At 65.6% G+C, this 20,205-nt stretch carries 23 protein-coding genes and 1 riboswitch; of the genes, 11 read left to right on the top strand and 12 right to left on the bottom strand.

Features of this window, described 5'->3' with window-relative positions:
• Positions 1-52: 52 nt before the first annotated feature.
• Entirely contained in the window at positions 53-994 is a 942-nt protein-coding gene (locus LQK81_RS08705; RefSeq protein ID WP_230805388.1) for a DMT family transporter, read from the bottom strand.
• 192 nt (positions 995-1,186) lie between these two features.
• Here LQK81_RS08705 and LQK81_RS08700 point away from each other — a divergent pair, with 192 nt between their 5' ends.
• The 7 genes from LQK81_RS08700 (at position 1,187) to sugE (ending at position 5,763) form a co-directional block, all read left to right on the top strand.
• Positions 1,187-1,600, top strand: a complete 414-nt coding sequence (locus tag LQK81_RS08700) for a helix-turn-helix domain-containing protein (protein WP_230805387.1) — start codon at positions 1,187-1,189, stop codon at positions 1,598-1,600.
• A 93-nt stretch (positions 1,601-1,693) separates the two neighbouring features.
• Positions 1,694-2,821 carry an S-(hydroxymethyl)glutathione dehydrogenase/class III alcohol dehydrogenase gene (locus tag LQK81_RS08695; protein ID WP_230805386.1) on the top strand — a complete coding sequence of 376 codons (1,128 nt, stop codon included), beginning with the start codon at positions 1,694-1,696 and terminating at the stop codon, positions 2,819-2,821.
• Positions 2,818-3,291, top strand: a complete 474-nt coding sequence (locus LQK81_RS08690; RefSeq protein ID WP_230805384.1) for a GNAT family N-acetyltransferase — start codon at positions 2,818-2,820, stop codon at positions 3,289-3,291. Before LQK81_RS08695 ends, LQK81_RS08690 begins: the two co-directional genes overlap by 4 nt.
• Before the next feature lie 23 nt (positions 3,292-3,314).
• Entirely contained in the window at positions 3,315-3,770 is a 456-nt protein-coding gene (locus tag LQK81_RS08685; RefSeq protein WP_230805383.1) for a YaiI/YqxD family protein, read from the top strand.
• Positions 3,767-4,423: a DUF1345 domain-containing protein gene (locus tag LQK81_RS08680; RefSeq protein WP_230805382.1), complete on the top strand. Its 657-nt coding sequence runs from the start codon at positions 3,767-3,769 to the stop codon at positions 4,421-4,423. Before LQK81_RS08685 ends, LQK81_RS08680 begins: the two co-directional genes overlap by 4 nt.
• A gap of 22 nt (positions 4,424-4,445) precedes the next feature.
• The gene (gene fghA, locus LQK81_RS08675; protein ID WP_230805381.1) at positions 4,446-5,279 is read left to right on the top strand and encodes an S-formylglutathione hydrolase; all 834 of its coding nucleotides are present in this window, start codon (positions 4,446-4,448) and stop codon (positions 5,277-5,279) included.
• Positions 5,280-5,448: 169 nt separating this feature from the next.
• Complete coding sequence (gene sugE / locus LQK81_RS08670) at positions 5,449-5,763, top strand: quaternary ammonium compound efflux SMR transporter SugE (protein ID WP_230805380.1); 315 nt, start codon at positions 5,449-5,451, stop codon at positions 5,761-5,763.
• A gap of 7 nt (positions 5,764-5,770) precedes the next feature.
• Here sugE and LQK81_RS08665 read toward each other — a convergent pair whose 3' ends face one another.
• From LQK81_RS08665 to LQK81_RS08640, 6 genes are all read right to left on the bottom strand, one after another.
• The gene (locus LQK81_RS08665) at positions 5,771-6,163 is read right to left on the bottom strand and encodes a DoxX family protein (RefSeq protein ID WP_230805379.1); all 393 of its coding nucleotides are present in this window, start codon (positions 6,161-6,163) and stop codon (positions 5,771-5,773) included.
• Between the two features lie 173 nt (positions 6,164-6,336).
• Positions 6,337-7,005 (bottom strand): hypothetical protein, encoded by a 669-nt coding sequence (locus tag LQK81_RS08660; protein WP_230805378.1) that lies wholly within the window; start codon positions 7,003-7,005, stop codon positions 6,337-6,339.
• Positions 7,006-7,139: 134 nt separating this feature from the next.
• The gene (locus LQK81_RS08655) at positions 7,140-7,928 is read right to left on the bottom strand and encodes an ATP12 family chaperone protein (protein ID WP_230805377.1); all 789 of its coding nucleotides are present in this window, start codon (positions 7,926-7,928) and stop codon (positions 7,140-7,142) included.
• The gene (locus LQK81_RS08650) at positions 7,921-8,586 is read right to left on the bottom strand and encodes an HAD-IA family hydrolase (protein ID WP_230805375.1); all 666 of its coding nucleotides are present in this window, start codon (positions 8,584-8,586) and stop codon (positions 7,921-7,923) included. Before LQK81_RS08650 ends, LQK81_RS08655 begins: the two co-directional genes overlap by 8 nt.
• On the bottom strand, positions 8,586-9,578 hold the full coding sequence (locus LQK81_RS08645) for an RluA family pseudouridine synthase (RefSeq protein WP_230805373.1): 993 nt from the start codon (positions 9,576-9,578) through the stop codon (positions 8,586-8,588). Before LQK81_RS08645 ends, LQK81_RS08650 begins: the two co-directional genes overlap by 1 nt.
• A gap of 69 nt (positions 9,579-9,647) precedes the next feature.
• Positions 9,648-9,884, bottom strand: a complete 237-nt coding sequence (locus LQK81_RS08640) for an Lrp/AsnC ligand binding domain-containing protein (RefSeq protein ID WP_230805372.1) — start codon at positions 9,882-9,884, stop codon at positions 9,648-9,650.
• A gap of 246 nt (positions 9,885-10,130) precedes the next feature.
• On the opposite strand from LQK81_RS08640, the gene LQK81_RS08635 reads away from it, so the two are divergent.
• The 4 genes from LQK81_RS08635 to gcvP all read left to right on the top strand — a co-directional run bounded on the left by LQK81_RS08635 (position 10,131) and on the right by gcvP (position 15,366).
• Positions 10,131-10,442, top strand: a complete 312-nt coding sequence (locus tag LQK81_RS08635; protein ID WP_230805370.1) for a hypothetical protein — start codon at positions 10,131-10,133, stop codon at positions 10,440-10,442.
• A gap of 164 nt (positions 10,443-10,606) precedes the next feature.
• Positions 10,607-10,696: riboswitch (glycine riboswitch) on the top strand.
• A gap of 103 nt (positions 10,697-10,799) precedes the next feature.
• Entirely contained in the window at positions 10,800-11,978 is a 1,179-nt protein-coding gene (gene gcvT, locus LQK81_RS08630) for a glycine cleavage system aminomethyltransferase GcvT (RefSeq protein ID WP_442967091.1), read from the top strand.
• 164 nt (positions 11,979-12,142) lie between these two features.
• Complete coding sequence (gene gcvH, locus LQK81_RS08625; protein ID WP_230805368.1) at positions 12,143-12,505, top strand: glycine cleavage system protein GcvH; 363 nt, start codon at positions 12,143-12,145, stop codon at positions 12,503-12,505.
• Positions 12,505-15,366 (top strand): aminomethyl-transferring glycine dehydrogenase, encoded by a 2,862-nt coding sequence (gene gcvP / locus LQK81_RS08620; protein ID WP_230805367.1) that lies wholly within the window; start codon positions 12,505-12,507, stop codon positions 15,364-15,366. Before gcvH ends, gcvP begins: the two co-directional genes overlap by 1 nt.
• 149 nt (positions 15,367-15,515) lie before the next feature.
• Here gcvP and LQK81_RS08615 read toward each other — a convergent pair whose 3' ends face one another.
• From LQK81_RS08615 to LQK81_RS08595, 5 genes are all read right to left on the bottom strand, one after another.
• Positions 15,516-16,427 (bottom strand): hypothetical protein, encoded by a 912-nt coding sequence (locus LQK81_RS08615; protein WP_230805366.1) that lies wholly within the window; start codon positions 16,425-16,427, stop codon positions 15,516-15,518.
• A gap of 13 nt (positions 16,428-16,440) precedes the next feature.
• A complete protein-coding gene (locus LQK81_RS08610) occupies positions 16,441-17,049 on the bottom strand; it encodes a hypothetical protein (protein ID WP_230805365.1) in 609 nt (202 codons plus the stop codon).
• Positions 17,050-17,296: 247 nt separating this feature from the next.
• Positions 17,297-19,138, bottom strand: a complete 1,842-nt coding sequence (locus LQK81_RS08605; RefSeq protein WP_230805364.1) for an ATP-binding protein — start codon at positions 19,136-19,138, stop codon at positions 17,297-17,299.
• Positions 19,139-19,322: 184 nt separating this feature from the next.
• On the bottom strand, positions 19,323-19,715 hold the full coding sequence (gene sufA / locus LQK81_RS08600) for a Fe-S cluster assembly scaffold SufA (protein WP_230805363.1): 393 nt from the start codon (positions 19,713-19,715) through the stop codon (positions 19,323-19,325).
• 99 nt (positions 19,716-19,814) lie between these two features.
• Positions 19,815-20,195 (bottom strand): SUF system Fe-S cluster assembly protein, encoded by a 381-nt coding sequence (locus LQK81_RS08595; RefSeq protein WP_230805361.1) that lies wholly within the window; start codon positions 20,193-20,195, stop codon positions 19,815-19,817.
• Between the last annotated feature and the right edge of the window lie 10 nt (positions 20,196-20,205).

Genomic DNA, 20,205 nt, shown 5'->3' with positions numbered 1-20,205 from the left:
GCGGCCCCGCCGACGCTTCCCGCCCGGTCCGTCCCGAAAAGGCACAGCCGTCTCAATCCGGTGCCACAGGGCCGACGTTTCTGGCGGCCATCCGCTCCCGCCAGATGATGAACAGGCCGGAACCGACGATGATGGCGATGCCGACCCATTTCCACAGATTGGGAAAATCGCCAAACAGGGCATAGCCGAGGATCGTGGCCGAGATGATCTCGAAATACTGGAACGGCGCCAGCAGCGACAGCGGCGCCATGCGGAAGGCACGCACGACCAGAAGGTGGGCATATCCGGAAAGCGAGCCCAGGATCAGCAGCAGTCCCAAGGCCAACGGCGATTGCGGCAGCGACAGCGCGAAATTTTCCAGCCCCGCGCCGTTTCCGACCGCAAGCGCGCCGGCCATGAACATCATGCCGCCGAAGCCGGAGATCGTCTGCATCGTCAGGGGCGAATCGCCCTCCCCGATCGCCCGGTTGAGAAACAAGTAGAGCGTGTAGAGAAAGGCGCAGGCGACCGGAAGCAGCGCGGTCCAGCCGAAGATCGCAAAGCTCGGCTGGATGACGATCAGCGCCCCGCAGAAACCGACTGCGATCGCCAGCCATCGCCGCCAGCCGACGCTTTCGCCGAGGAAGACCGCCGACATCGCCGTCAGCATGAACGGCTCGACGAAGTAGATGGCAAAGACGTCGGCGAGCGGCATGTACTTCACGGCGACGAAGAACAGCAGGCTCGCCGCACCGTGCAGCACTCCGCGCAAAAGGTTCATCCATGGCCTCTTCGCCCGGAAGGCGTCGCGGCCCATTACCGTCAACAGCAGCGGCAGCGTGCAGACGAGCTGGAAGAAGAAGCGGTAGAAGGTCATCTGCCCCGGCGACATGCCCTCGTAGGTCGCCATGTACTTTGCGATCGCATCCATACCGGGAAGGATCGTCATGGCGAAGGCCATCAATGCCATCCCCTGCATCACGTGCTGCCTGAAATGGACCGTCGACGGTTGCATGGGTGAACCCTGGAGCGATTCGATGGGCGAGGTGACCGGCCCGGAATCATCGAGCGGTCAGCCTGTTTCAACCGCATCGTACACGGCGCGGTCAAGGGGCGCCGCAGGGTGCTGCGGCGGCACGCGGCGCATTTGGGGTAGCCATGCAGCACTTCCATCCTTAAGATTTCGCTGAAGAAAACGGAGGCCGTCATGGCAAAGTCCGGCGATGACAACACCATCCCCTTCCGCTCGCCCCGTGCCGATGGCGACACGCTCGGCGGCCGCATCTGGCGTGCGCGCGACGCCCTCGACCTGTCGCTCGGCGAACTCGCGGCACGGATGGGACTTCCGGAGGACACCGTCGGAGACTGGGAGCGCGACCATGCCGAGCCGCGCACGCAGGCGCTGTTCATGCTCGCCGGCATTCTCGGCGTATCGCCGTCCTGGCTGATCGCCGGGATCGGCGAGGCTCCGTCCGAGACGGGCCCGGAAACCTCCACCCACCCTCTTTTCGAGCGGCTGGAGGAGGTCCGTCGCCTGCATGCCCGGACCGGTGAAGCGATCGACGCGCTCGAGGCCGAGATCGCCCGGCTGGGTATGCGCGGTCGTCGAGGCGACGATTGAGCACCCCCGCCGTCGAGATGGACTTGAGTGCCCGCCCGGGCTCTGCAATGGTCCGCATCGAATCAGGTTCCATTGGAGTTAAGGAGAGAGATCATGGACGTACGCGCCGCTGTCGCCGTTCAGGCCGGAAAGCCGCTGGAGGTCATGACCGTGCAACTGGAGGGTCCCCGGGCCGGCGAGGTGCTGGTCGAGGTCAAGGCCACCGGCATCTGCCACACCGATGACTTCACCCTCTCGGGCGCCGATCCGGAAGGGCTGTTCCCGGCCATCCTCGGCCACGAGGGCGCCGGCATCGTCGTCGACGTCGGTCCGGGCGTCACCTCGGTCAAGAAGGGCGACCACGTCATTCCGCTCTACACGCCGGAATGCCGCGAGTGCTATTCCTGCCTGTCGCGCAAGACCAATCTCTGCACCTCGATCCGGGCCACGCAGGGCCAGGGCCTGATGCCGGACGGCACCAGCCGCTTCTCGATCGGCAAGGACAAGATCCACCACTACATGGGCTGCTCCACCTTCGCCAACTATACGGTGCTGCCGGAAATCGCGCTCGCCAAGGTCAACCCGGACGCGCCCTTCGACAAGATCTGCTACATCGGCTGCGGCGTCACCACCGGCATCGGCGCTGTCATCAACACGGCAAAGGTCGAGATCGGCTCGACCGCGATCGTCTTCGGTCTCGGCGGCATCGGACTGAACGTGCTGCAGGGGCTGCGCCTTGCCGGCGCCGACATGATCATCGGCGTCGACATCAACAATGACCGCAAGGCATGGGGCGAGAAGTTCGGCATGACGCACTTCGTCAACCCGAAGGAGGTGGGCGACGACATCGTGCCCTATCTCGTCAACATGACGAAGCGCAACGGCGACCTGATCGGCGGCGCAGACTACACCTTCGACTGCACCGGAAACACCAAGGTGATGCGCCAGGCGCTGGAGGCTTCGCATCGCGGCTGGGGCAAGTCGGTCATCATCGGCGTCGCCGGCGCCGGCCAGGAAATCTCGACGCGTCCGTTCCAGCTCGTCACCGGCCGCAATTGGATGGGCACCGCCTTCGGCGGCGCGCGCGGCCGCACCGACGTGCCGAAGATCGTCGACTGGTACATGGAGGGCAAGATCCAGATCGATCCGATGATCACCCACACCATGCCGCTCGAAGACATCAACAACGGCTTCGAACTGATGCACAAGGGCGAGAGCATCCGCGGCGTGGTGGTCTATTGACGACTTCGCCCGCCTATACGGTCGACGTGCGGAGGCTGGAGGAGTTCTCCGCCGTCGACCTCTACGCCATGCTGAAGATGCGCGTCGACGTCTTCGTGGTGGAGCAGAACTGCCCCTACCCCGAGCTCGACGGCAACGATCCGGCCTGCCGGCATCTGCGCCTGCTGGACGGCACGGGCCTGCTCGCCTGCGCAAGGCTCTGGCGGCCGGTGGCCGATGCACTTCCGCGGATCGGACGCGTCGCCGTATCCCCGGATCATCGCGGCAAGCGCCTGGGCGATGCGCTGATGCGCGAGGCGATCGTGGCCTGCGAGCGGCTTTACCCGAACGAGGCGATCGCGCTCTCCGCGCAGAGCCATCTGACGCACTTCTACGAAGCCTTTGGCTTTTCTCCGACTTCGGAGGAGTATCTGGAAGACGGCATTCCGCATGTCGACATGCTGCGGCCGCCGTCGCCCGGAAACGCCTGAAGAACAGCGGAAGCACGTACGCAATGATCTACGTCGATGCCGATGCCTGCCCGGTCAAGCCGGAAATCCTCAAGGTCGCCGAACGCCACGGCATCGAAGTGACCTTCGTGGCCAATTCCGGTCTCAGGCCCTCGCGCGACCCGACGGTGAAGAACGTTATCGTCTCGGGTAGCTTCGACGCCGCCGACGACTGGATCGTCGAGCACGTCGAGCCCGCAGACATCGTCGTCACCGCCGACGTACCGCTCGCCGGGCGCTGCGTCGCCAGGGATGCCTTCGTCACCGGGCCGACCGGGCGGGTCTTCGACCGGACAAACATCGGCATGGCCACCGCCATGCGCGACCTCGGCCAGCATCTGCGCGAGACCGGCGAAAGCAAGGGCTACAACGCCGCCTTTTCGCCGCGCGACCGCTCGGCCTTTCTCGAGACGCTCGACCGCCTGTGCCGCCGCGCGAAATCGTCGGGCACAGCGCCATGATCACGCCGGCAAAGGCGCCGCACAGCCGCCATCGCCCGTTCTACATTGCCGCCATCGCAGCCCTCCTGATCCTGCCGATAGCCCTGTGGCTGCGGATGCGGGTCGCAGCACAGCTGGGCGGCATCTCCTTCTTCATGCTCTACCTTCTGATGATCGGACGGCGCCTGCCCTATCTTACCGGCGGCTACCTCAAGAAATACGCCGTCGACACCGATACGCCGGCGCCGATCATCCTGCTCGTGACCGTCGGCGCTTTCGCGATCTCGCTCGCCTCCCTCTTCATCGTCCTCAACGAGGGCGACGTCGTCGAGCCGCTGGACCTGATCCTCTCCTTCGCATCGGTGGTGCTCGGCTGGTTCACGATCCACACGATGGCCGCGGTCCACTACGCCCATGTCTACTGGCGCCCGCAGGGCGGCAAGTCGCTGCAACCGGGGGAACGCGGGCTGGATTTCCCGCAGACCGGCATGCCCGGCATCTTCGATTTCCTCTATTTCGCCTTCGTCATCGGAATGACCGCGCAGACCTCAGACGTGGCCGTCACCACCACGCAGATGCGCAAGCTCAACCTCCTGCATGCGATCGTTTCCTTCTTCTTCAACACCGTGCTCGTCGCAGCCGCCGTGAATGCGGCCGTCGCGCTCGCCTCGTGACGTCAAACCATTGGAGCTCCCCATGAAAGTCCTATCCCAGAACCAGGCCTTCGGCGGCATGCAGGGCGTGTACGCCCATGATTCGCTCGCCTGCAATTGCGAGATGACCTTTGCCGTCTTCGTTCCGCCGAAGGCGATCACCGACCCCTGCCCGGTGCTGTGGTACCTGTCCGGCCTGACCTGTACCCATGCCAACGTCATGGAAAAGGGCGAGTATCGCCGCATGGCCGCCGAGCTCGGGCTCATCGTCGTCTGCCCCGATACCAGCCCGCGCGGCAACGACGTGCCGGACGAACTGACGAACTGGCAGATGGGCAAGGGTGCGGGCTTCTATCTCGACGCCACCGAGAAGCCCTGGGCCGAACACTACCAGATGTACACCTACATCACCGAGGAACTGCCGGCTTTCGTCGCCCAGCATTTCCGCGTCGACATGGACCGCCAGGGCATCTTCGGCCATTCGATGGGCGGCCATGGCGCGATGACGATCGCGCTGAAGCATCCCGACCGCTTCAGGAGCTGCTCCGCCTTCGCGCCGATCGTCCAGCCCTCGACTGCCGACTGGTCTTCCGGCTCCTTCGAGAAGTATCTCGGCCCCGACCAGGCCAACTGGCGGCAGTACGACGCCTGCGCCCTCGTCGAGGACGGCGCCCGGTTCCCCGAATTCCTGATCGACCAGGGCAAGGCCGACGGCTTCCTGGAGAACGGCCTGCGTCCCTGGCTGTTCGATGAGGCGATCCAGGGCACCGACATCGGCCTGACGCTGCGCATGCACGAGCGCTACGACCACTCCTACTACTTCATCTCGACCTTCATGGACGATCACCTGAAATGGCACGCCGCGCGGCTCGGCTGACGCGCGCAGCATCCAGCTCCGAGGCCTCCGCGCATGGCTGAATTGCGCGGGGGCCTCTTGATTTTCGGGCGACCGTTGCGATATCTGGCCAAGGCAGACGGCTGCTGCCGCCGGACGACGGCGGTGACGAACGCGGGGACGGCCCCGCTCCTTTCAAACGGAGCAGGACATGTCCTGGATATTGCTCGTACTTGCCGGCCTCTTCGAAATCGGTTGGGCCATTGGCCTCAAATATACGGACGGCTTCACCCGGCCGCTACCCACCGCGCTGACGGTGGGCGCGATGGTGATCAGCATCGTCCTTCTCGGCCTTGCCGTCCGCCACCTGCCGATCGGAACCGGCTATGCCATCTGGACCGGCATCGGCACGGTAGGCACCGTCATCCTCGGCATCGTGCTCTTCGCCGAACCGGTCACCGCCCTCCGCCTCGGCTGCATCGCCCTGATCGTCACCGGCATCATGGGCCTGAAGTTCGCCACCTGATCCGGTCTCAGCTTCGCCGGTTGTCGAGCGCGAACGCGCCCGGCCCGGCGAAGACGAGATAGAGGAAGATGAAGCAGAACGAGATCGCCGCGTCGCCGCGGTTGTTGACCGGCCAGAAGTCAACCGGCATGTGCGCCATGAAATAGGCGACCGCCATGAAGCCGCAGAGCACGAAGGCGGCAGGCCGCGTGAACAGGCCGACAAGGACGAGCCCCCCACCGACGATTTCCAGAAGCCCCGCAACGCCGATCAGGTTCATCAGATCGCCGAACGGTTCGGCCGCCGGCGGAAAATTGAAGAATTTCTGCGTGCCGTGCTCGATGAACTGCAGGGCGGTCATGATCCTGAGCGCGGCGAGCGCCTGGGGTTGATAAAGGGACAAGCGCTCAGATAGGGACATCGTCGTCTCCCTGCATGATGCGGCCTCTCGTCCGGCCGCAGCAAGGATTATCGCGCCTCGCCCGCCTCACAATCAAGTTCGCATTGGCTGGATGCCGAAGGTCCGGTCCTCGACACACCGAAGATGACGAAACTGGCGAGCCACAGGCGCCGCTGCCCGGATCACGCGATCCGTCAGTTGCAGTTCGTGGTCACCGTGACCACGCAGGGCGCCGGCGTCTTTGCGGCGCTCGTTTCCGCCTTCGGCTTGCGTACGCGCGGCTTGACGGTCAGCGCCGCCTCGCTCGGGATGATGATCGGCTCGGCGGCCGGGCCGGTCGACTTTGCGGCCGCCTGCGGGGCCGCTTGCCGGCGGGCTGCCGGCTGGTGCTTCCGGTAGGCTTTCGTATTGCCTCGCGATCCGGTGGACGCGGCCCGGACCGGCGCCAGGCTGTAGGTCACGGCGATGCGCTGCGAGATCGCGTTGGCAAGCGCCCTGTCGGCGGCCTTGCCCGTCATGAAGCTGTTGACGATGAAGCGCTCGCTTGCGACCGGTGCACCCGATCCACCGCGGAGAAGCACGGTCACCTCCGCCGAGTTGCGGCCGGCCTGTGCGCCCGCGCCGCGGATCTCATTGGCGAGATGCACTTCCATGGCGACCTTCGGCAGCGCCACCGGCCGCCGGGTGGAGCGGACCGAACGCTTCAATTGCTGGCCCGTCAACGCCACCACGTCCCTGGAAACCGAACCGTCGCCGGCGACCGAAACCTTGCGGATATCCTTGAGCGTCTCCGCCTGGGCGGCAAGGCACATCGCCGCCATCGCAAGCGCGACGAGCGGCACACGGAGGAAGGTCATCAGCATGAAATTGCATCCGTATTTCAACAGTTGCCGGGAAACCGAATCGGCCCGGCCCATGCCATGGCCATGACACGAACCAGCGCGCCGGGGCAACCCCGTGATGCAATCCATGGTAAATGCGAGACGCCGGGGGCGCCTCAGCGCCCGGTCACGTCGCCGAATGCCGCGGCTGCGACCTCGAACTCCTGCCGACGCAGTTCGCGGCGGCGAAACGCCTCCTCGTCCGTGCCCCAGTGCTCGATCTGCCAGTCCTCGTCGACATGGGCGAGCGTCCACACGGTCTCGGCGTCCAGCCGGCCGTGCGCGAAGGCGAGCGCCAGGATGGCCGAGCCGGTCAGCGTGGTGACGGTATGGATGCAGGCGAGTTCGAGCGGAGAGCCGAATTTCTCCAGCGCGGCGGCAAAGGCTTCCATCGCCTGTGCCGGCTGCTCCTGGTGGATGACGCCTTCGGCCAGAATGAAGCGTGCGCCGAGCACATCCGCCGCCCATTCGAGCACCGGGTCCCACGCCGCCTGCTGGATCGCCACCAGCCGCTCCGGACTGTCGGCCCGGTAGCAGATCATGTCGGTGCCGGCGAAGCGGACGATCTCGTCCCTGACCGCGTCCGCATTGTCGGCGACGCCGTCGAGCGCGGTGTTGACGAGGCGCGTCACCGGCATCTTCGCCGGATCGATCTCCTCGCCCTGCGCGTCCCATTCGGCCCGCAGCCGTTCGGCAAGGCTCGCTGAGGCGACGGCGAGCGGCCGCTTGGCCGGGGTGCGGACCGGACGGCCGTCGAGCAGGACGGTCAAGCCGCCCTCGCCCTCGCCGATCGAGACGTCCTTGTAGAACCGCTTCGGCAGCGGCCGCTTCATCTGGATCTGCGCCCGGCGCACCGGATCGGGATCGCTCATGGCGTCGGAAAGGTCGGAAAGAATGTCACGCATCGGCAAGTTCCAGCCACTGCAGCAGTTCGGCCGGCTCCCTAAGAATGTGGTCCGCCCCCGCCTCGACGAGTTCGGGCACGCTGGCATAGCCCCAGGCGACACCGACGGCTTGCGCGCCGGCCGCCTTGGCCATCTGCATATCGTAGATCGCATCGCCGATGACAACCGTCCGCGACGCATCGATGCCGGTCTCGGCGCAGCATTCGCTGACCATGGCCGGATGCGGCTTGGAGGGGCAGTCGTCGGCGGTGCGCGAAACGAGGAAGGTCTTCTCCAGCCCGTGCGTCACCCGGATCGCGTCGAGCCCGCGTCGCGACTTGCCGGTCACCGCGCCGATCAGCATGTCGTCCTCGCGCTCGAGCCGGCGCATCATCGGCTCGATCCCGGGAAACAGCGGCTCCCGGTAGCCCGGCTCCGCCCGCACGCCCATGAAGATCTTCTTGTAGTGTGCCGTCATCGCCTGCGCCTCCTCGTCAACATGCGCCTTGCCCCGCAGCCGGGCAATGGCGATGTCGAGGGTCAGCCCGATGATGCTCTTGGTGGCGGCAAGCTGGAGGCGGGCATGCCCGAAGTCCTCGAAGGTGCGCGCCATCACCTCGTGGATCAGGTGCGCGCTGTCGACCAGCGTACCGTCGCAATCAAAGAGGACGAGCCGCATCACGCGTCCCCGTCCGCGGCGGTCTGGTCGAAGCCGAGCACGTTCCAGGTCTGCACCATGTGCTGCGGCAGCGGCGCGGTCACCCGCAGGCGTCCGCCGGAGGGATGCGGGATGTCGATGTGCCGGGCATGCAGGTGCAGGCGGTTCTGCACCCCGCCGGGAAAGGTCCAGTTGACGTCCGCCTCGAAATACTTGGGATCACCGATGATCGGATGGCCGAGATGGGCGGCATGAACGCGGAGCTGATGGGTCCGCCCGGTATAGGGTTCCATCTCCAGCCAGGCGAAGTTCTGCCCGGCCTGCTCGACGACGCGGTAGTAGGAGACGGCGTGATCGGCGCCGTCCTCGCCGTGCTTGGCGATCCGCATGCGGTCGCCATCCGGTGTCTGCTCCTTCACCAGCCAGGTCGAGATCTTGTCCTCGTGCTTGCGCGGCACGCCCTTGACGATCGCCCAGTAGGTCTTCTTCGTGTCGCGCTCGCGGAAGGCCGCCGTCAGCTTCTGTGCCGCCCCCCGGGTCCGGGCGATGACGAGCACGCCTGACGTGTCGCGGTCGAGACGGTGGACGAGGCGCGGCTTCTCGCCCTTCTGGCTCGTCCAGGCTTCCAGCATCTTGTCGATGTGCCGGGTCACGCCCGATCCGCCCTGCACGGCGATGCCGGCCGGCTTGTTCAGCACGAACACCTTGTCGTCCTCATGCAGGAGCATGCGCGACAGGAGTTCGCCGTCGGGAGAATGCTTCAGGTCGCGGCCGCCGATCGGCCCCGCCTTCGTTTCCTTGGCGTCCACGCCCATCGGCGGAATGCGCACGGTCTGGCCCGGCTGCACGCGCATGTCGGTCTTCGCCCGGCCGCCGTCGACGCGCACCTGGCCCGAGCGCAGGAGCTTCTGCAACTGGCCGAAGCCCAGCCCCGGATAGTGGACCTTGAACCAGCGGTCGAGCCGCATGCCCGCCTCATCCTGGTCCACCTGCCTGTGTTCGATACCTGCCATCTTCGCCTTCTTTCTTTGGGCCGTGCTTTAACGCATGTCCCGGCAAAGGGGAAGTTGCGGGCGTGCGGGTCAGAATGCCCGGAAAGTCAGCGTGGTCAGCGAACGGACGATGCCGGGGATCGAGGCGATGTGGTCGTTGATGAACTTGCCGATGTCCTCCTCGGTCTCGACATAGACCTTCAGCAGCAGGTCGTACTCGCCGCTGGTGGAATAGAGTTCGGAGATCAGTTCGGTGGCGTAGAGGGCATCGGCGACCTCGTAGGTCTTGCCGGGGGCGCATTGCAGTTGCACGAATATCGGTTTCATCGGCTCACTCCGCGCGCCGCAAAAGGCGGCGATTGTCCAGCCGGCCGGACCCGGCCGTCATGTGCGGTCTTATGGCGGAGATCGCCGCTTCGACGCAAGAGGCCTGCGGGAATTTGCGCCGCACGACCGGCATGCGCCCGACAAAACACTAAAATTCGATTAAAAACGAACCGCCCGCGTTACATTTTGCGCAAGCCGATTGTGTTAACAAGAGACTATTGGGAACCAGAAATTGCAGAAGACGACATGGCGCAGATCGTAACCGTATCCCCCGCTACCGCCGCCTATGCCGCGCAGGCATACAAGGCGACCACCCGCCCGACCACGCTCTTCGAACAGAAGATCGAGGCATGGGCGGATGCCGCCCGGATCGGCGACAATTTTCAGCTCCGGGGAATCCTGACCGTCGTGAAGCCGCCGGCGCTGGCGCTCGTGCTGCTGACGATGGAGCGCCAGAGCGATACGACCTTCGCGGCCGCCGCACGCTCCTATGCCGAAAACGGGGCCGAAGGCGACCTGATCGCGGCCCCCGAGGGCATGCCTGCCCGCGAGGACTGACGAGAGACACATCCGTCCGCCACCCATCCCCGAGGGCTCCCGTATCTGCGGGAGCTTTTTTCGTTTGCGCCGGAGGGACGGACGACATGGCGGCAGACGACAAATATTTGTTCAGCCGCGACGCTATGCTCTTGCCAAATTCCGGCCGACGCCTTTATGTGGCGAAGACCTCGCTGGGAGAAACCGGTTTCGAACCGGTGCCGAAGGAGCAACCGCCCCCGGAAACTCTCAGGCAAAAGGACCAGCAAGGTGCCGACAGGACTCTGGAGAGTGGCGTTCACGCGCCCGCCGAAGGGATAACAATCTCAGGCGACAAGGACAGAGGGGGCTCATGAAAGCGGCGCGAAAGCGCCAGTGATGGGCCGGCGCGCGAGCGCCAGAAGACTGGAGGGCGCCTTGGACGTCGTGTCTGACCTTAAGAGAACCCCGTTGCACGACCTCAACGTGTCGCTCGGCGCCCGCATGGTGCCGTTTGCGGGCTACGAGATGCCGGTGCAGTTTCCCGCAGGCGTGCTGAAGGAGCACCTGCACACCCGCGCGGCTGCCGGCCTCTTCGACGTCTCCCACATGGGCCAGGTGATCGTGCGCGCCCGCTCCGGCGACAATGCCGACGCAGCCCGCGCGCTGGAAAGCCTCGTGCCGGTCGACGTCGTCGGGCTCGGCGAGGGGCGCCAGCGCTACGCGCTGTTCACCGCCGGGGACGGCGGCATCCTCGACGACCTGATGATCGCCAACCGCGGCGACCACTTCTTCGTCGTCGTCAACGCCGCCTGCAAGGATGCGGATTTCGCCCATCTCGAAAAGCACATCGGCGACAGTTGCGAGCTGACGATGCTCACGGACCGCGCGCTGATCGCCCTGCAGGGCCCGCGTGCGGAAACGGTGCTGGCTGAACTCTGGGCGGACATCGCCGGCATGCGCTTCATGGACGTCCGCGCCTGCGACCTGCACGATGCCGACTGCATCGTCACCCGCTCCGGCTATACCGGCGAGGACGGCTTCGAGATCTCGATTCCCGCCGACCGGGCGGAAAGGGTCTGTCGCCACCTGCTCGATCACCCCGACGTGATGCCGATCGGGCTCGGCGCGCGTGATTCGCTACGGCTGGAGGCCGGTCTCTGCCTCTATGGCAACGACATCGACACGACGACCACCCCGGTCGAGGCCGCCCTCGAATGGGCGATGCAGAAGGTGCGCCGCACCGGCGGCGATCGCGCCGGCGGCTTCCCGGGCGCAGAAACCATCCTCGCGCAGCTCACCTCCGGCGCCGCCCGCCGTCGCGTCGGGCTCAAGGTCGAGGGCAAGGCCCCGGTCCGCCCGCCGGCGAAACTTTATGCCGACGCCGAGGGCAAGACCGAAGTCGGCCACGTCACCTCCGGCGGCTTCGGCCCCAGTATCGAGGCCCCCATTGCCATGGGCTACGTCCCGGTCGCGCTCGCAGCCCCGGGGACACCGCTGTTCGCCGAAGTCCGCGGCAAATACCTGCCCGTCACCGTCGCCGCCCTTCCCTTCGTCGCCAACAGCTTCAAGCGCTGACCGATGCGCGTGGCGATCGCCCCTCACCCTGACCCTCTCCCCGCAAGCAGGGAGAGGGAACCGACGGGGAGCGCCCAGCCCCCTTCTCCCCTGCGGGGAGAGGGTCCCGGCAGGGGGATGAGGGGCAGCAACACAGTTTCTGAATTTTCCAGAGAGGAACCGACATGCTGAAATTCACCGCAGAACACGAATGGCTCAAGATCGACGGCGACGTCGCCACCGTCGGCATCACCACGCACGCCGCCGAGCAGCTCGGCGACCTCGTCTTCGTCGAACTGCCCGAAGTGGGCAGCACCCATTCCAAGGGCGGCGACGCCGCCACCGTCGAGAGCGTCAAGGCCGCCTCCGACGTCTACTGCCCGCTCGACGGCGAGATCGTCGAGGTCAACCAGGCGATCGTCGACGATCCCTCCCTCGTCAACAGCGACCCGCAGGGCGCCGGCTGGTTCTTCAAGCTGAAGCTGAACAACAAGGCAGACGCCGAGGCGCTGCTGGACGAGGCCGCCTACAAGGAGCTCGTCGGCTGATGAATCTGCCCAAGGACTTCACTTTCACCGACTACCAGCCCTACGACTTCGCCAACCGCCGCCACATCGGCCCCTCGCCGGCCGAGATGGAGGCGATGCTGAAGGTGGTCGGCTATGACAGCCTCGATGCGCTGATCGACGACACCGTGCCGCAGTCGATCCGCCAGAAGACGCCGCTTGAATGGGGTGCGCCGATGTCCGAGCGCGAGGCGCTCGACAAGCTGCGCGAGACCGCCAACAAGAACCGCAAGCTCGTCTCCCTGATCGGTCAGGGCTACTATGGCACCATCACCCCGCCGGTGATCCAGCGCAACATCCTGGAGAATCCGGCCTGGTACACGGCCTATACGCCCTACCAGCCCGAGATCAGCCAGGGCCGGCTCGAGGCGCTGCTCAACTACCAGACCATGGTCTGCGACCTGACCGGCCTCGACATCGCCAACGCCTCGCTGCTCGACGAGGCGACCGCCGCGGCCGAAGCCATGGCCATGGCCGAACGCGTTTCGAAGTCGAAGGCGACCACCTTCTTCGTCGACGAGAACTGCCACCCGCAGACGATAGCGCTGCTCAAGACCCGCTCCGAGCCGCTCGGCTGGACGATCACGGTCGGCGATCCCATGAAGGATCTGGTCGCCGCCGAGGTCTTCGGCGCGATCCTCCAGTATCCCGGCACCTACGGCCACGTGCACGACTTCACCGGCGTCATTGCCGACCTGCATGCGGCCGGCGCGATCGCCGTCGTTGCCGCCGACCCGCTGGCGCTGGCGCTCTTGAAGTCGCCCGGCGACATGGATGCCGACATCGCCGTCGGCACCACCCAGCGCTTCGGCGTGCCCGTCGGCTACGGCGGCCCGCATGCCGCCTACATGGCGGTCAAGGACGCCTACAAGCGCAACATGCCGGGCCGCCTCGTCGGCGTCTCCGTCGATGCCCGCGGCAACCGTGCCTACCGCCTGTCGCTGCAGACCCGCGAGCAGCATATCCGCCGCGAGAAGGCGACGTCGAACATCTGCACCGCGCAGGTCCTGCTCGCCGTCATGGCGTCGATGTACGCCGTCTTCCACGGTCCGCAGGGCATCAAGGCGATCGCCCAGCAGGTTCACCGCAAGGCCGTCCTTACGGCCAAGGGGCTCGAGAAGCTCGGCTATACGGTCGAACCCGATGTGTTCTTCGATACGATCACCGTCCATGTCGGCAAATTACAGGGCATCATCCTCAAGGCAGCGGTGGCAGAGGAGATCAACCTGCGCAGGATCGGCGAGGACCGGATCGGCATCAGCCTCGACGAGCGCTCGCGCCCGGCCACGCTCGAGGCCATCTGGCGGGCCTTCGGCGGCGACTTCAAGGTCGCCGATTTCGAGGCCGACTACCGCCTTCCCGAGAAGATGCTGCGCACCAGCGCCTACCTGACGCATCCGATCTTCCACATGAACCGCGCCGAAAGCGAGATGACGCGCTACATCCGCAGGCTCGCCGATCGCGACCTGGCGCTCGACCGCTCGATGATCCCGCTCGGCTCCTGCACGATGAAGCTGAACGCGACGGCGGAAATGCTGCCGATCACCTGGCCGGAATTCGCCGAGATCCACCCCTTCGTGCCGGCCGACCAGGCGGAAGGCTACAAGGAACTGATCGACGATCTCTCCGCCAAGCTCTGTGCAGTCACCGGCTACGACGCGATCTCGATGCAGCCGAATTCGGGGGCGCAGGGCGAATATGCCGGCCTCTTGACGATCCGCGACTACCACATCGCCAATGGCGATGCGCATCGCGACGTCTGCCTGATCCCGACCTCCGCCCACGGCACCAACCCGGCGTCCGCGCAGATGGCGGGCATGAAGGTCGTGGTCGTCAAGGTCAGCGACGACGGCGACATCGACATGGACGATTTCCGGGCGAAAGCAAAACAGTACGCCGAAAACCTCTCGTGCTGCATGATCACCTATCCCTCAACCCACGGGGTCTTCGAGGAGAACGTGCGCGAGATCTGCGAGATCGTCCACGGCCACGGCGGCCAGGTCTATCTCGACGGCGCCAACATGAACGCCATGGTCGGCCTCGCCCGCCCCGGCGACATCGGCTCCGACGTCAGCCACCTCAACCTCCACAAGACCTTCTGCATTCCGCATGGCGGCGGCGGTCCGGGCATGGGGCCGATCGGCGTCAAGGCGCATCTGACCCCCTTCCTGCCGAAGGATCCCCGCACGGCCGAGGCCGGCGCCGTCTCGGCGGCCCCCTTCGGCTCGGCGTCGATCCTGCCGATCTCCTGGAGTTACTGCCTGATGATGGGCGGCGAAGGCCTGACCCAGGCGACGAAGGTGGCGATCCTGAATGCCAACTACATCGCAGCCCGGCTGAATGGCGCCTATGACGTGCTCTACAAGTCCGCCAAGGGCCGCGTGGCGCACGAGTGCATCGTCGACACCCGCCCGCTCGTCGACAGCGCCGGCGTGACGGTGGACGACGTCGCCAAGCGGCTGATCGACTGCGGCTTCCACGCGCCCACCATGAGCTGGCCGGTCGCCGGCACGCTGATGATCGAGCCGACCGAATCGGAGACGAAGGCCGAGCTCGACCGCTTCTGCGACGCGATGCTGGCGATCCGCGAGGAGGCCCGCGCCATCGAGGAAGGCCGGATGGACAAGGTCAACAACCCGCTGAAGAACGCCCCGCACACGGTGGAAGACCTCGTCGGCGAATGGGACCGCCCCTATTCGCGCGAGCAGGCCTGCTACCCGCCCGGCGCCTTCCGGGTCGACAAGTACTGGTCGCCCGTCAACCGCGTCGACAACGTCTACGGCGACCGCAACCTCGTCTGCTCCTGCCCCCCGCTGGAGGACTATGCCGAAGCGGCAGAGTAGCACCATGCAACCGCTGCCGGCGCCTCACCTTGAGACGCCGGCACGGCGACATTTCGACTGGCCGCCTGCCGCCCTCTCGTTCGTCGGACACCATGACACGTCAGGCATCACCCACCACGAGAGACCACCGGATATCCGGCCCTTGTGCGTCAAAGCGCCTCGATGACCGTGTTCAGCCTGGGCTGCAGCGGAAAGACATAGGCGTAGTCGGGCGGCGCCCCGCCGAACAGGATACCGCACGCGACGATGCTGGCGCCCTCGCCCCGGCACACAATGGCGCCGGAATGACCAGGCGTCACCGCGCCCCGAATGGCTCGAAGCCCCCAGAACCCGGTGTAGCGGTACCAGTGCCCGTCGACCAGCATCGGCACCGACTGGCGGGCCGGCAGCGGCTCGGGCCTCACGCAGGTGACCCGCGAACCCCGGGTGGAGTACCAGTATGTCTCGTCGAGATGGGCGGCGAAGCCGCCAAAGGCGGAGATGGGGCTCTCTTCGCCATAGATGCACCATTCGTCGACAACGAGACTAGGCACTTCCACGACTGCGAGATCCTCGTTGGTGATGGCACCATCCGGAAACTGGCTGATGTACCGTACCGCCCCCAGGGGAAAGTTCTTTTCCGTCGCGGGCTCCTGGACCGCGAGGGAGGTATCCAGCCGACGGGTCCGGATGTCGCCGACCACGTGGGCATTAGTTGCAACGAAGCCCTTTCCGTCTTTCCGGAACGCGATGCAGCCAGTGCCGAACTCACTCGACGTGTAGATCAGGTCGCCTCCCCGCACGCCGAGGAGGCGCGGGGTGCTCGGAAGCTCCACCACGTCCGTCGCGAGGTCACGCGATTGCACCTTGACCGATGGCGGAACCTCGTAGGCCCGGCCGACGGCGTGCTTCCGGTACACATAGGTGACGAGCGCGCGCTGGCTGGTCGGCGCGCCCCCCTTGCATTTTCGTCCGAGCGTGACGTGCGATACGTTCGGAAGCTGACATATGTCGGCGGCGACTTCCGAAACCGCAGCGGCCGTCCTGTTCAGCCAGCGCGCGGATATGCGACCCTTGGCCATCCGGCTGCCCCCGCTAGTCTGTCGTCGGCGGAGCGCTGCTGCCCCCGCCGGCCTTGTTTCCGGGTACAGTGCTGAATTTTGCGCCAGCCCCGCCGCTGCTGTTCGCACTGCTCCCCGCAACCGGGATCAGCAGGAGGTCACTGGAGTGCACCAGCGGTACCAGGCTTACGTTGTCGTCGGGAGAAAAGCGGACATCGAAGACCTGGAACGGAACCCTGCCCGAGGCGGTACTGCTGACGACCTCGCCGGATGCTCCTGCTCCCGCCGGCAATCGGTCCTCGGCCAACTTCTGGAAGAACGAGATGAGAGCAAGCGGTATCTCAGTATTGTCCATCTCGCTGTCGACCGAGGTCAGCGCCCCGCAACTGTCGAAATTGGTCTTGAAATGATGCCTGGCCAGGAACGCACCGAACTGTAGCGCCACGGAGCGGTCGTTATTGCAGACCCACATGACGGAGACATTCGAGCCCATGACGACGATCAGCGGCTTTCGCTCCGGCAGCCGGATGCCCTGGACCGTACCGGCGTTCCTTTCGGTAACTGGAATTGCGGTGACATTGGCGCATGTCGACAACGAAACCGCGCACGAAATCAATAGCATGCACGAGATGTGGCGCGTCATGCAGTGCCTCCGGCAATAAAATCTATGATTTATACTTTATGTCACTACACCTTAAAATAGAGTTCGCTAAATTGTCCAGATACATTTTCTATCCGGCAGGATGTGTCGGAACTGATGGCCGAATGGGCGCTGGCACAAGTCTGTCCGACTGTGTGATCGCGACGGCCGGCAATGGAGCTGTGAGCCCTTCTGTCAACCTATTGGGAGCGAGGCGGTTTCAGCTTTGCGACCGGCGAAACGATGGAGATCAAGCCTGCGGCAGCGTCACCACGAAGCGGGCGCCGCCGCGGTAGCTCGTGTCGAGAAGAATGCTGCCGGAATGGCTTTCGACGATCCGCTTGGCCAGCGCCAGCCCGATGCCGGTGCCGCCATAGTGCTTTTCGTCCTGGTGTAGCCGCTGGAACAGCCCGAACACGGCTTCGGCATGTTTCGGATCGATGCCGATACCCTCGTCCTCGACGACGAGCCGTACGCCGTCTGCGGTCGTCTCGCCATAGATCCGCACCCGCGGTGCCCGGTCGGGGTGGCGATACTTGATGGCATTGCCGATCAGGTTCTGCATCAGCCGCCGCAGGAGTTCCGGGTCGCCATGGACGGAGGGCAGCGGCATGACGTCGATCTCGGCCTTCGTCTCGCGAACGTGGTCCGCCAGCACCACCATCGCGTCACCGACGACGGCATCGAGGGAGACCGGTTCCACCTGCCGGATGCTGTAGGCGATCTGCGCATATTCCAGCAGGCGCTCGACCAGCCGCTGCATGCGCCGGGCCGCCTGCCGCACATAGTCGGCATGCAGCGCGAGCTCGTCCAGTTCGCCCCGCTCCACATCCTCGGCGATCATCTCGGCGAATGAGGCGATGTGCCTGATCGGCGCCTTCAGATCGTGCGACACCGTCGCGGTGAACTGGTTCAGCGCCTCGTTCTTCCTCTGCAGCTCGAGCGCCTGTTCCTCCAGCCGCTCGTGCTGTCGCCAGGTTTCAGTCACGTCGCGACCGACCGCGACGAACTCCACCGGCTGCGTCCCCTCGAAGGTCGCCGTCGCGATCCACAGGATCGAGCGTTCCTCGCCCTGCGCATTGTGCATTCTGAACTCGCCCGTCAGGATCGGAACCTCCGGGGTGATCCGCATGAGCGCCCTGAGGCCGGCGGCGTGGTTCTCGTCCTCCTCGATCTCCTTCAGGCCCCGCCCGATCAGCGCCTCCGGCGTCATGCCGCGAAAGCTGGCATATGGCTCGTTGCAGAAGCGGATGATCAGGTCCTTGTCGGCACGCACGATCTGGTCCGGCAGGAGCCGCAGCAATTCCGCATACTGGCGCTGCCTTGCGTCGAGCTCCTGCTCGATGGTCTTCAGGTCGGTGACGTCGATCCGCAGCCCGATGACCTCGCCGCTGTCGGTCGCATGGCACTCCGCGCGGATCCAGCGCCCGTCGCCGGTCGCAAAGATCGTCGGCAGCCCGCTCTGCTCGCGGTGTTGGGCCAGGCGCGCCTGTACCGTGGCCTCGGCCTCCGGGGTGCCTTCCACGACGCCCTTGTAGATCCCCTCCCTGACATTGGCCCTCAGGATGCTCTCCAGCGTGACGCCGACGCGCACGGCATGTTTTGCGGCACCGCAGCTCTCGCGAAACGCACGGTTAAAGACGACCACCCTTTCGTTGCGATCGAAGATCACGACGCCCTCGGGGATCTTGTCCAGCGCGGAATAGATCCGGCTGCCGAGCATGACCTGTTCGCCATGGCTGCCGCCGGTGGCGAGGCTTCGCAACAGGAGCGCATAGCCGCCCGCCCGATCGGCGCCGTCGAGAGCGATCACATGCGCGGACGCCTCGAACTCGGACCCGTCCGCCCGGCAGAACGGCATGATATGGCTGTGGCCACGGCCGGAGACGGCAAGGCCCTGCAGCAGTTGCGCTGCGTCGTCACTGCGCAGCACCGCGGGCAGCGCCTCGTGCGCGCCCCCCTTGCCCTCCCAGCCGAGCGTGCGCCGGCCCGCCTCGTTGAGAAAGAAGCGCGTCGCCTCGCGGTCCGTGACGATGACCGGGAAGGGCAGCAGTTCGTAGAGCGATTCGGAAAAATCCCGAGGCGATTGCATGCCGTTGAAACCACCTCCGATATCGTCGACACAGCGCAAGAAAAGCGCGTCGCCACCGGGCGGTCAAGGGCATGCATGCGGTCTGGTCGCAAGGATTGCGCCGGCAGGTCCGGCCATGGCGCCTCCGCCACCGGCACGTCCGCCCCGTTTCAGGCAGACGTCCCGGGATCCGGAACCGGAACCCTCAGCCGACCCGCACCGTGGCGCCGCCGGCAGCCGCCAGCGCCGCCAGGTCGGCGGGCTTCAGCTCGACGGATTCGCCGCAGCCGCAGGCGGATGTCTGGTTGGGGTTGTTGAAAGTGAAGCCGGAACGCAGCGTCGTCACCTCGAAATCCATCTGCGTGCCGAGCAGGTAGAGCACCGCCTCCGGGGCCACCCAGACGCGGGCGCCGGCATGCTCGACGAGATCGTCCTTGGCGTTCGGTTCGGTGACGAGATCGACGGAATATTCCATCCCCGCGCAGCCGCCCTTCTTGATGCCGACGCGGATGCCCCTGGCGTCGCCACCGGCATTGTCCACGATCGCCTTGACCCGATCGGCGGCGGCATCGGTGAGCGTCATGATTGCAAAGGCCATGAGCCGTTCTCCTTCGCCGGCCGGGTTCAAGGCCCGGCGGCTTCCGAATCCAATGTAATGGGAGCCGTCGGCGCGATCAATAGCGCGGGGCCGATCGCGTCAGTACCAGCCGACGGCGACCTGCGCCTCTTCCGACATGCGGTCCGGCGTCCACGGCGGATCGAAGGTCATCCTGACCTCGACGCCGGAAACACCCTCGACGGCGCCGACCGCGTTCTCCACCCAGCCCGGCATCTCACCAGCGACCGGGCAGCCGGGTGCCGTCAGCGTCATGTCGATCTTCACCATCCGGTCGTCCTCGATGTCGATCTTGTAGATCAGGCCGAGCTCGAAGATGTCGGCCGGGATTTCCGGATCGTAGACGGTTTTCAGCGCGGCGATTACGTCGTCGCTGAGACGGGCCAGCTCATCCGCGGGTATGGCCGAATTGACGATCCCCTCGCGGGCATCGACCTTGTCATCGGTGGCATCGACAGACATTTCCAACTCC

Origin of the sequence: Rhizobium sp. GN54, from assembly GCF_021026345.1 — a bacterium.
In the GTDB taxonomy this organism is placed as follows: domain Bacteria; phylum Pseudomonadota; class Alphaproteobacteria; order Rhizobiales; family Rhizobiaceae; genus Mycoplana.
This window is presented reverse-complemented; position numbering and strand designations above follow the sequence as displayed.

Coding starts and splice junctions, on each gene's coding strand:
- LQK81_RS08705 (WP_230805388.1), bottom strand. CDS start 994: ATGCAACCGTCGACGGTCCATTTCAGGCAGCACGTGATGCAGGGGATG.
- LQK81_RS08700 (WP_230805387.1), top strand. CDS start 1,187: ATGGCAAAGTCCGGCGATGACAACACCATCCCCTTCCGCTCGCCCCGT.
- LQK81_RS08695 (WP_230805386.1), top strand. CDS start 1,694: ATGGACGTACGCGCCGCTGTCGCCGTTCAGGCCGGAAAGCCGCTGGAG.
- LQK81_RS08685 (WP_230805383.1), top strand. CDS start 3,315: ATGATCTACGTCGATGCCGATGCCTGCCCGGTCAAGCCGGAAATCCTC.
- LQK81_RS08680 (WP_230805382.1), top strand. CDS start 3,767: ATGATCACGCCGGCAAAGGCGCCGCACAGCCGCCATCGCCCGTTCTAC.
- fghA (WP_230805381.1), top strand. CDS start 4,446: ATGAAAGTCCTATCCCAGAACCAGGCCTTCGGCGGCATGCAGGGCGTG.
- sugE (WP_230805380.1), top strand. CDS start 5,449: ATGTCCTGGATATTGCTCGTACTTGCCGGCCTCTTCGAAATCGGTTGG.
- LQK81_RS08665 (WP_230805379.1), bottom strand. CDS start 6,163: ATGTCCCTATCTGAGCGCTTGTCCCTTTATCAACCCCAGGCGCTCGCC.
- LQK81_RS08660 (WP_230805378.1), bottom strand. CDS start 7,005: ATGCTGATGACCTTCCTCCGTGTGCCGCTCGTCGCGCTTGCGATGGCG.
- LQK81_RS08655 (WP_230805377.1), bottom strand. CDS start 7,928: ATGCGTGACATTCTTTCCGACCTTTCCGACGCCATGAGCGATCCCGAT.
- LQK81_RS08650 (WP_230805375.1), bottom strand. CDS start 8,586: ATGCGGCTCGTCCTCTTTGATTGCGACGGTACGCTGGTCGACAGCGCG.
- LQK81_RS08645 (WP_230805373.1), bottom strand. CDS start 9,578: ATGGCAGGTATCGAACACAGGCAGGTGGACCAGGATGAGGCGGGCATG.
- LQK81_RS08640 (WP_230805372.1), bottom strand. CDS start 9,884: ATGAAACCGATATTCGTGCAACTGCAATGCGCCCCCGGCAAGACCTAC.
- LQK81_RS08635 (WP_230805370.1), top strand. CDS start 10,131: ATGGCGCAGATCGTAACCGTATCCCCCGCTACCGCCGCCTATGCCGCG.
- gcvT (WP_442967091.1), top strand. CDS start 10,800: ATGGGCCGGCGCGCGAGCGCCAGAAGACTGGAGGGCGCCTTGGACGTC.
- gcvH (WP_230805368.1), top strand. CDS start 12,143: ATGCTGAAATTCACCGCAGAACACGAATGGCTCAAGATCGACGGCGAC.
- gcvP (WP_230805367.1), top strand. CDS start 12,505: ATGAATCTGCCCAAGGACTTCACTTTCACCGACTACCAGCCCTACGAC.
- LQK81_RS08615 (WP_230805366.1), bottom strand. CDS start 16,427: ATGGCCAAGGGTCGCATATCCGCGCGCTGGCTGAACAGGACGGCCGCT.
- LQK81_RS08610 (WP_230805365.1), bottom strand. CDS start 17,049: ATGACGCGCCACATCTCGTGCATGCTATTGATTTCGTGCGCGGTTTCG.
- LQK81_RS08605 (WP_230805364.1), bottom strand. CDS start 19,138: ATGCAATCGCCTCGGGATTTTTCCGAATCGCTCTACGAACTGCTGCCC.
- sufA (WP_230805363.1), bottom strand. CDS start 19,715: ATGGCCTTTGCAATCATGACGCTCACCGATGCCGCCGCCGATCGGGTC.
- LQK81_RS08595 (WP_230805361.1), bottom strand. CDS start 20,195: ATGTCTGTCGATGCCACCGATGACAAGGTCGATGCCCGCGAGGGGATC.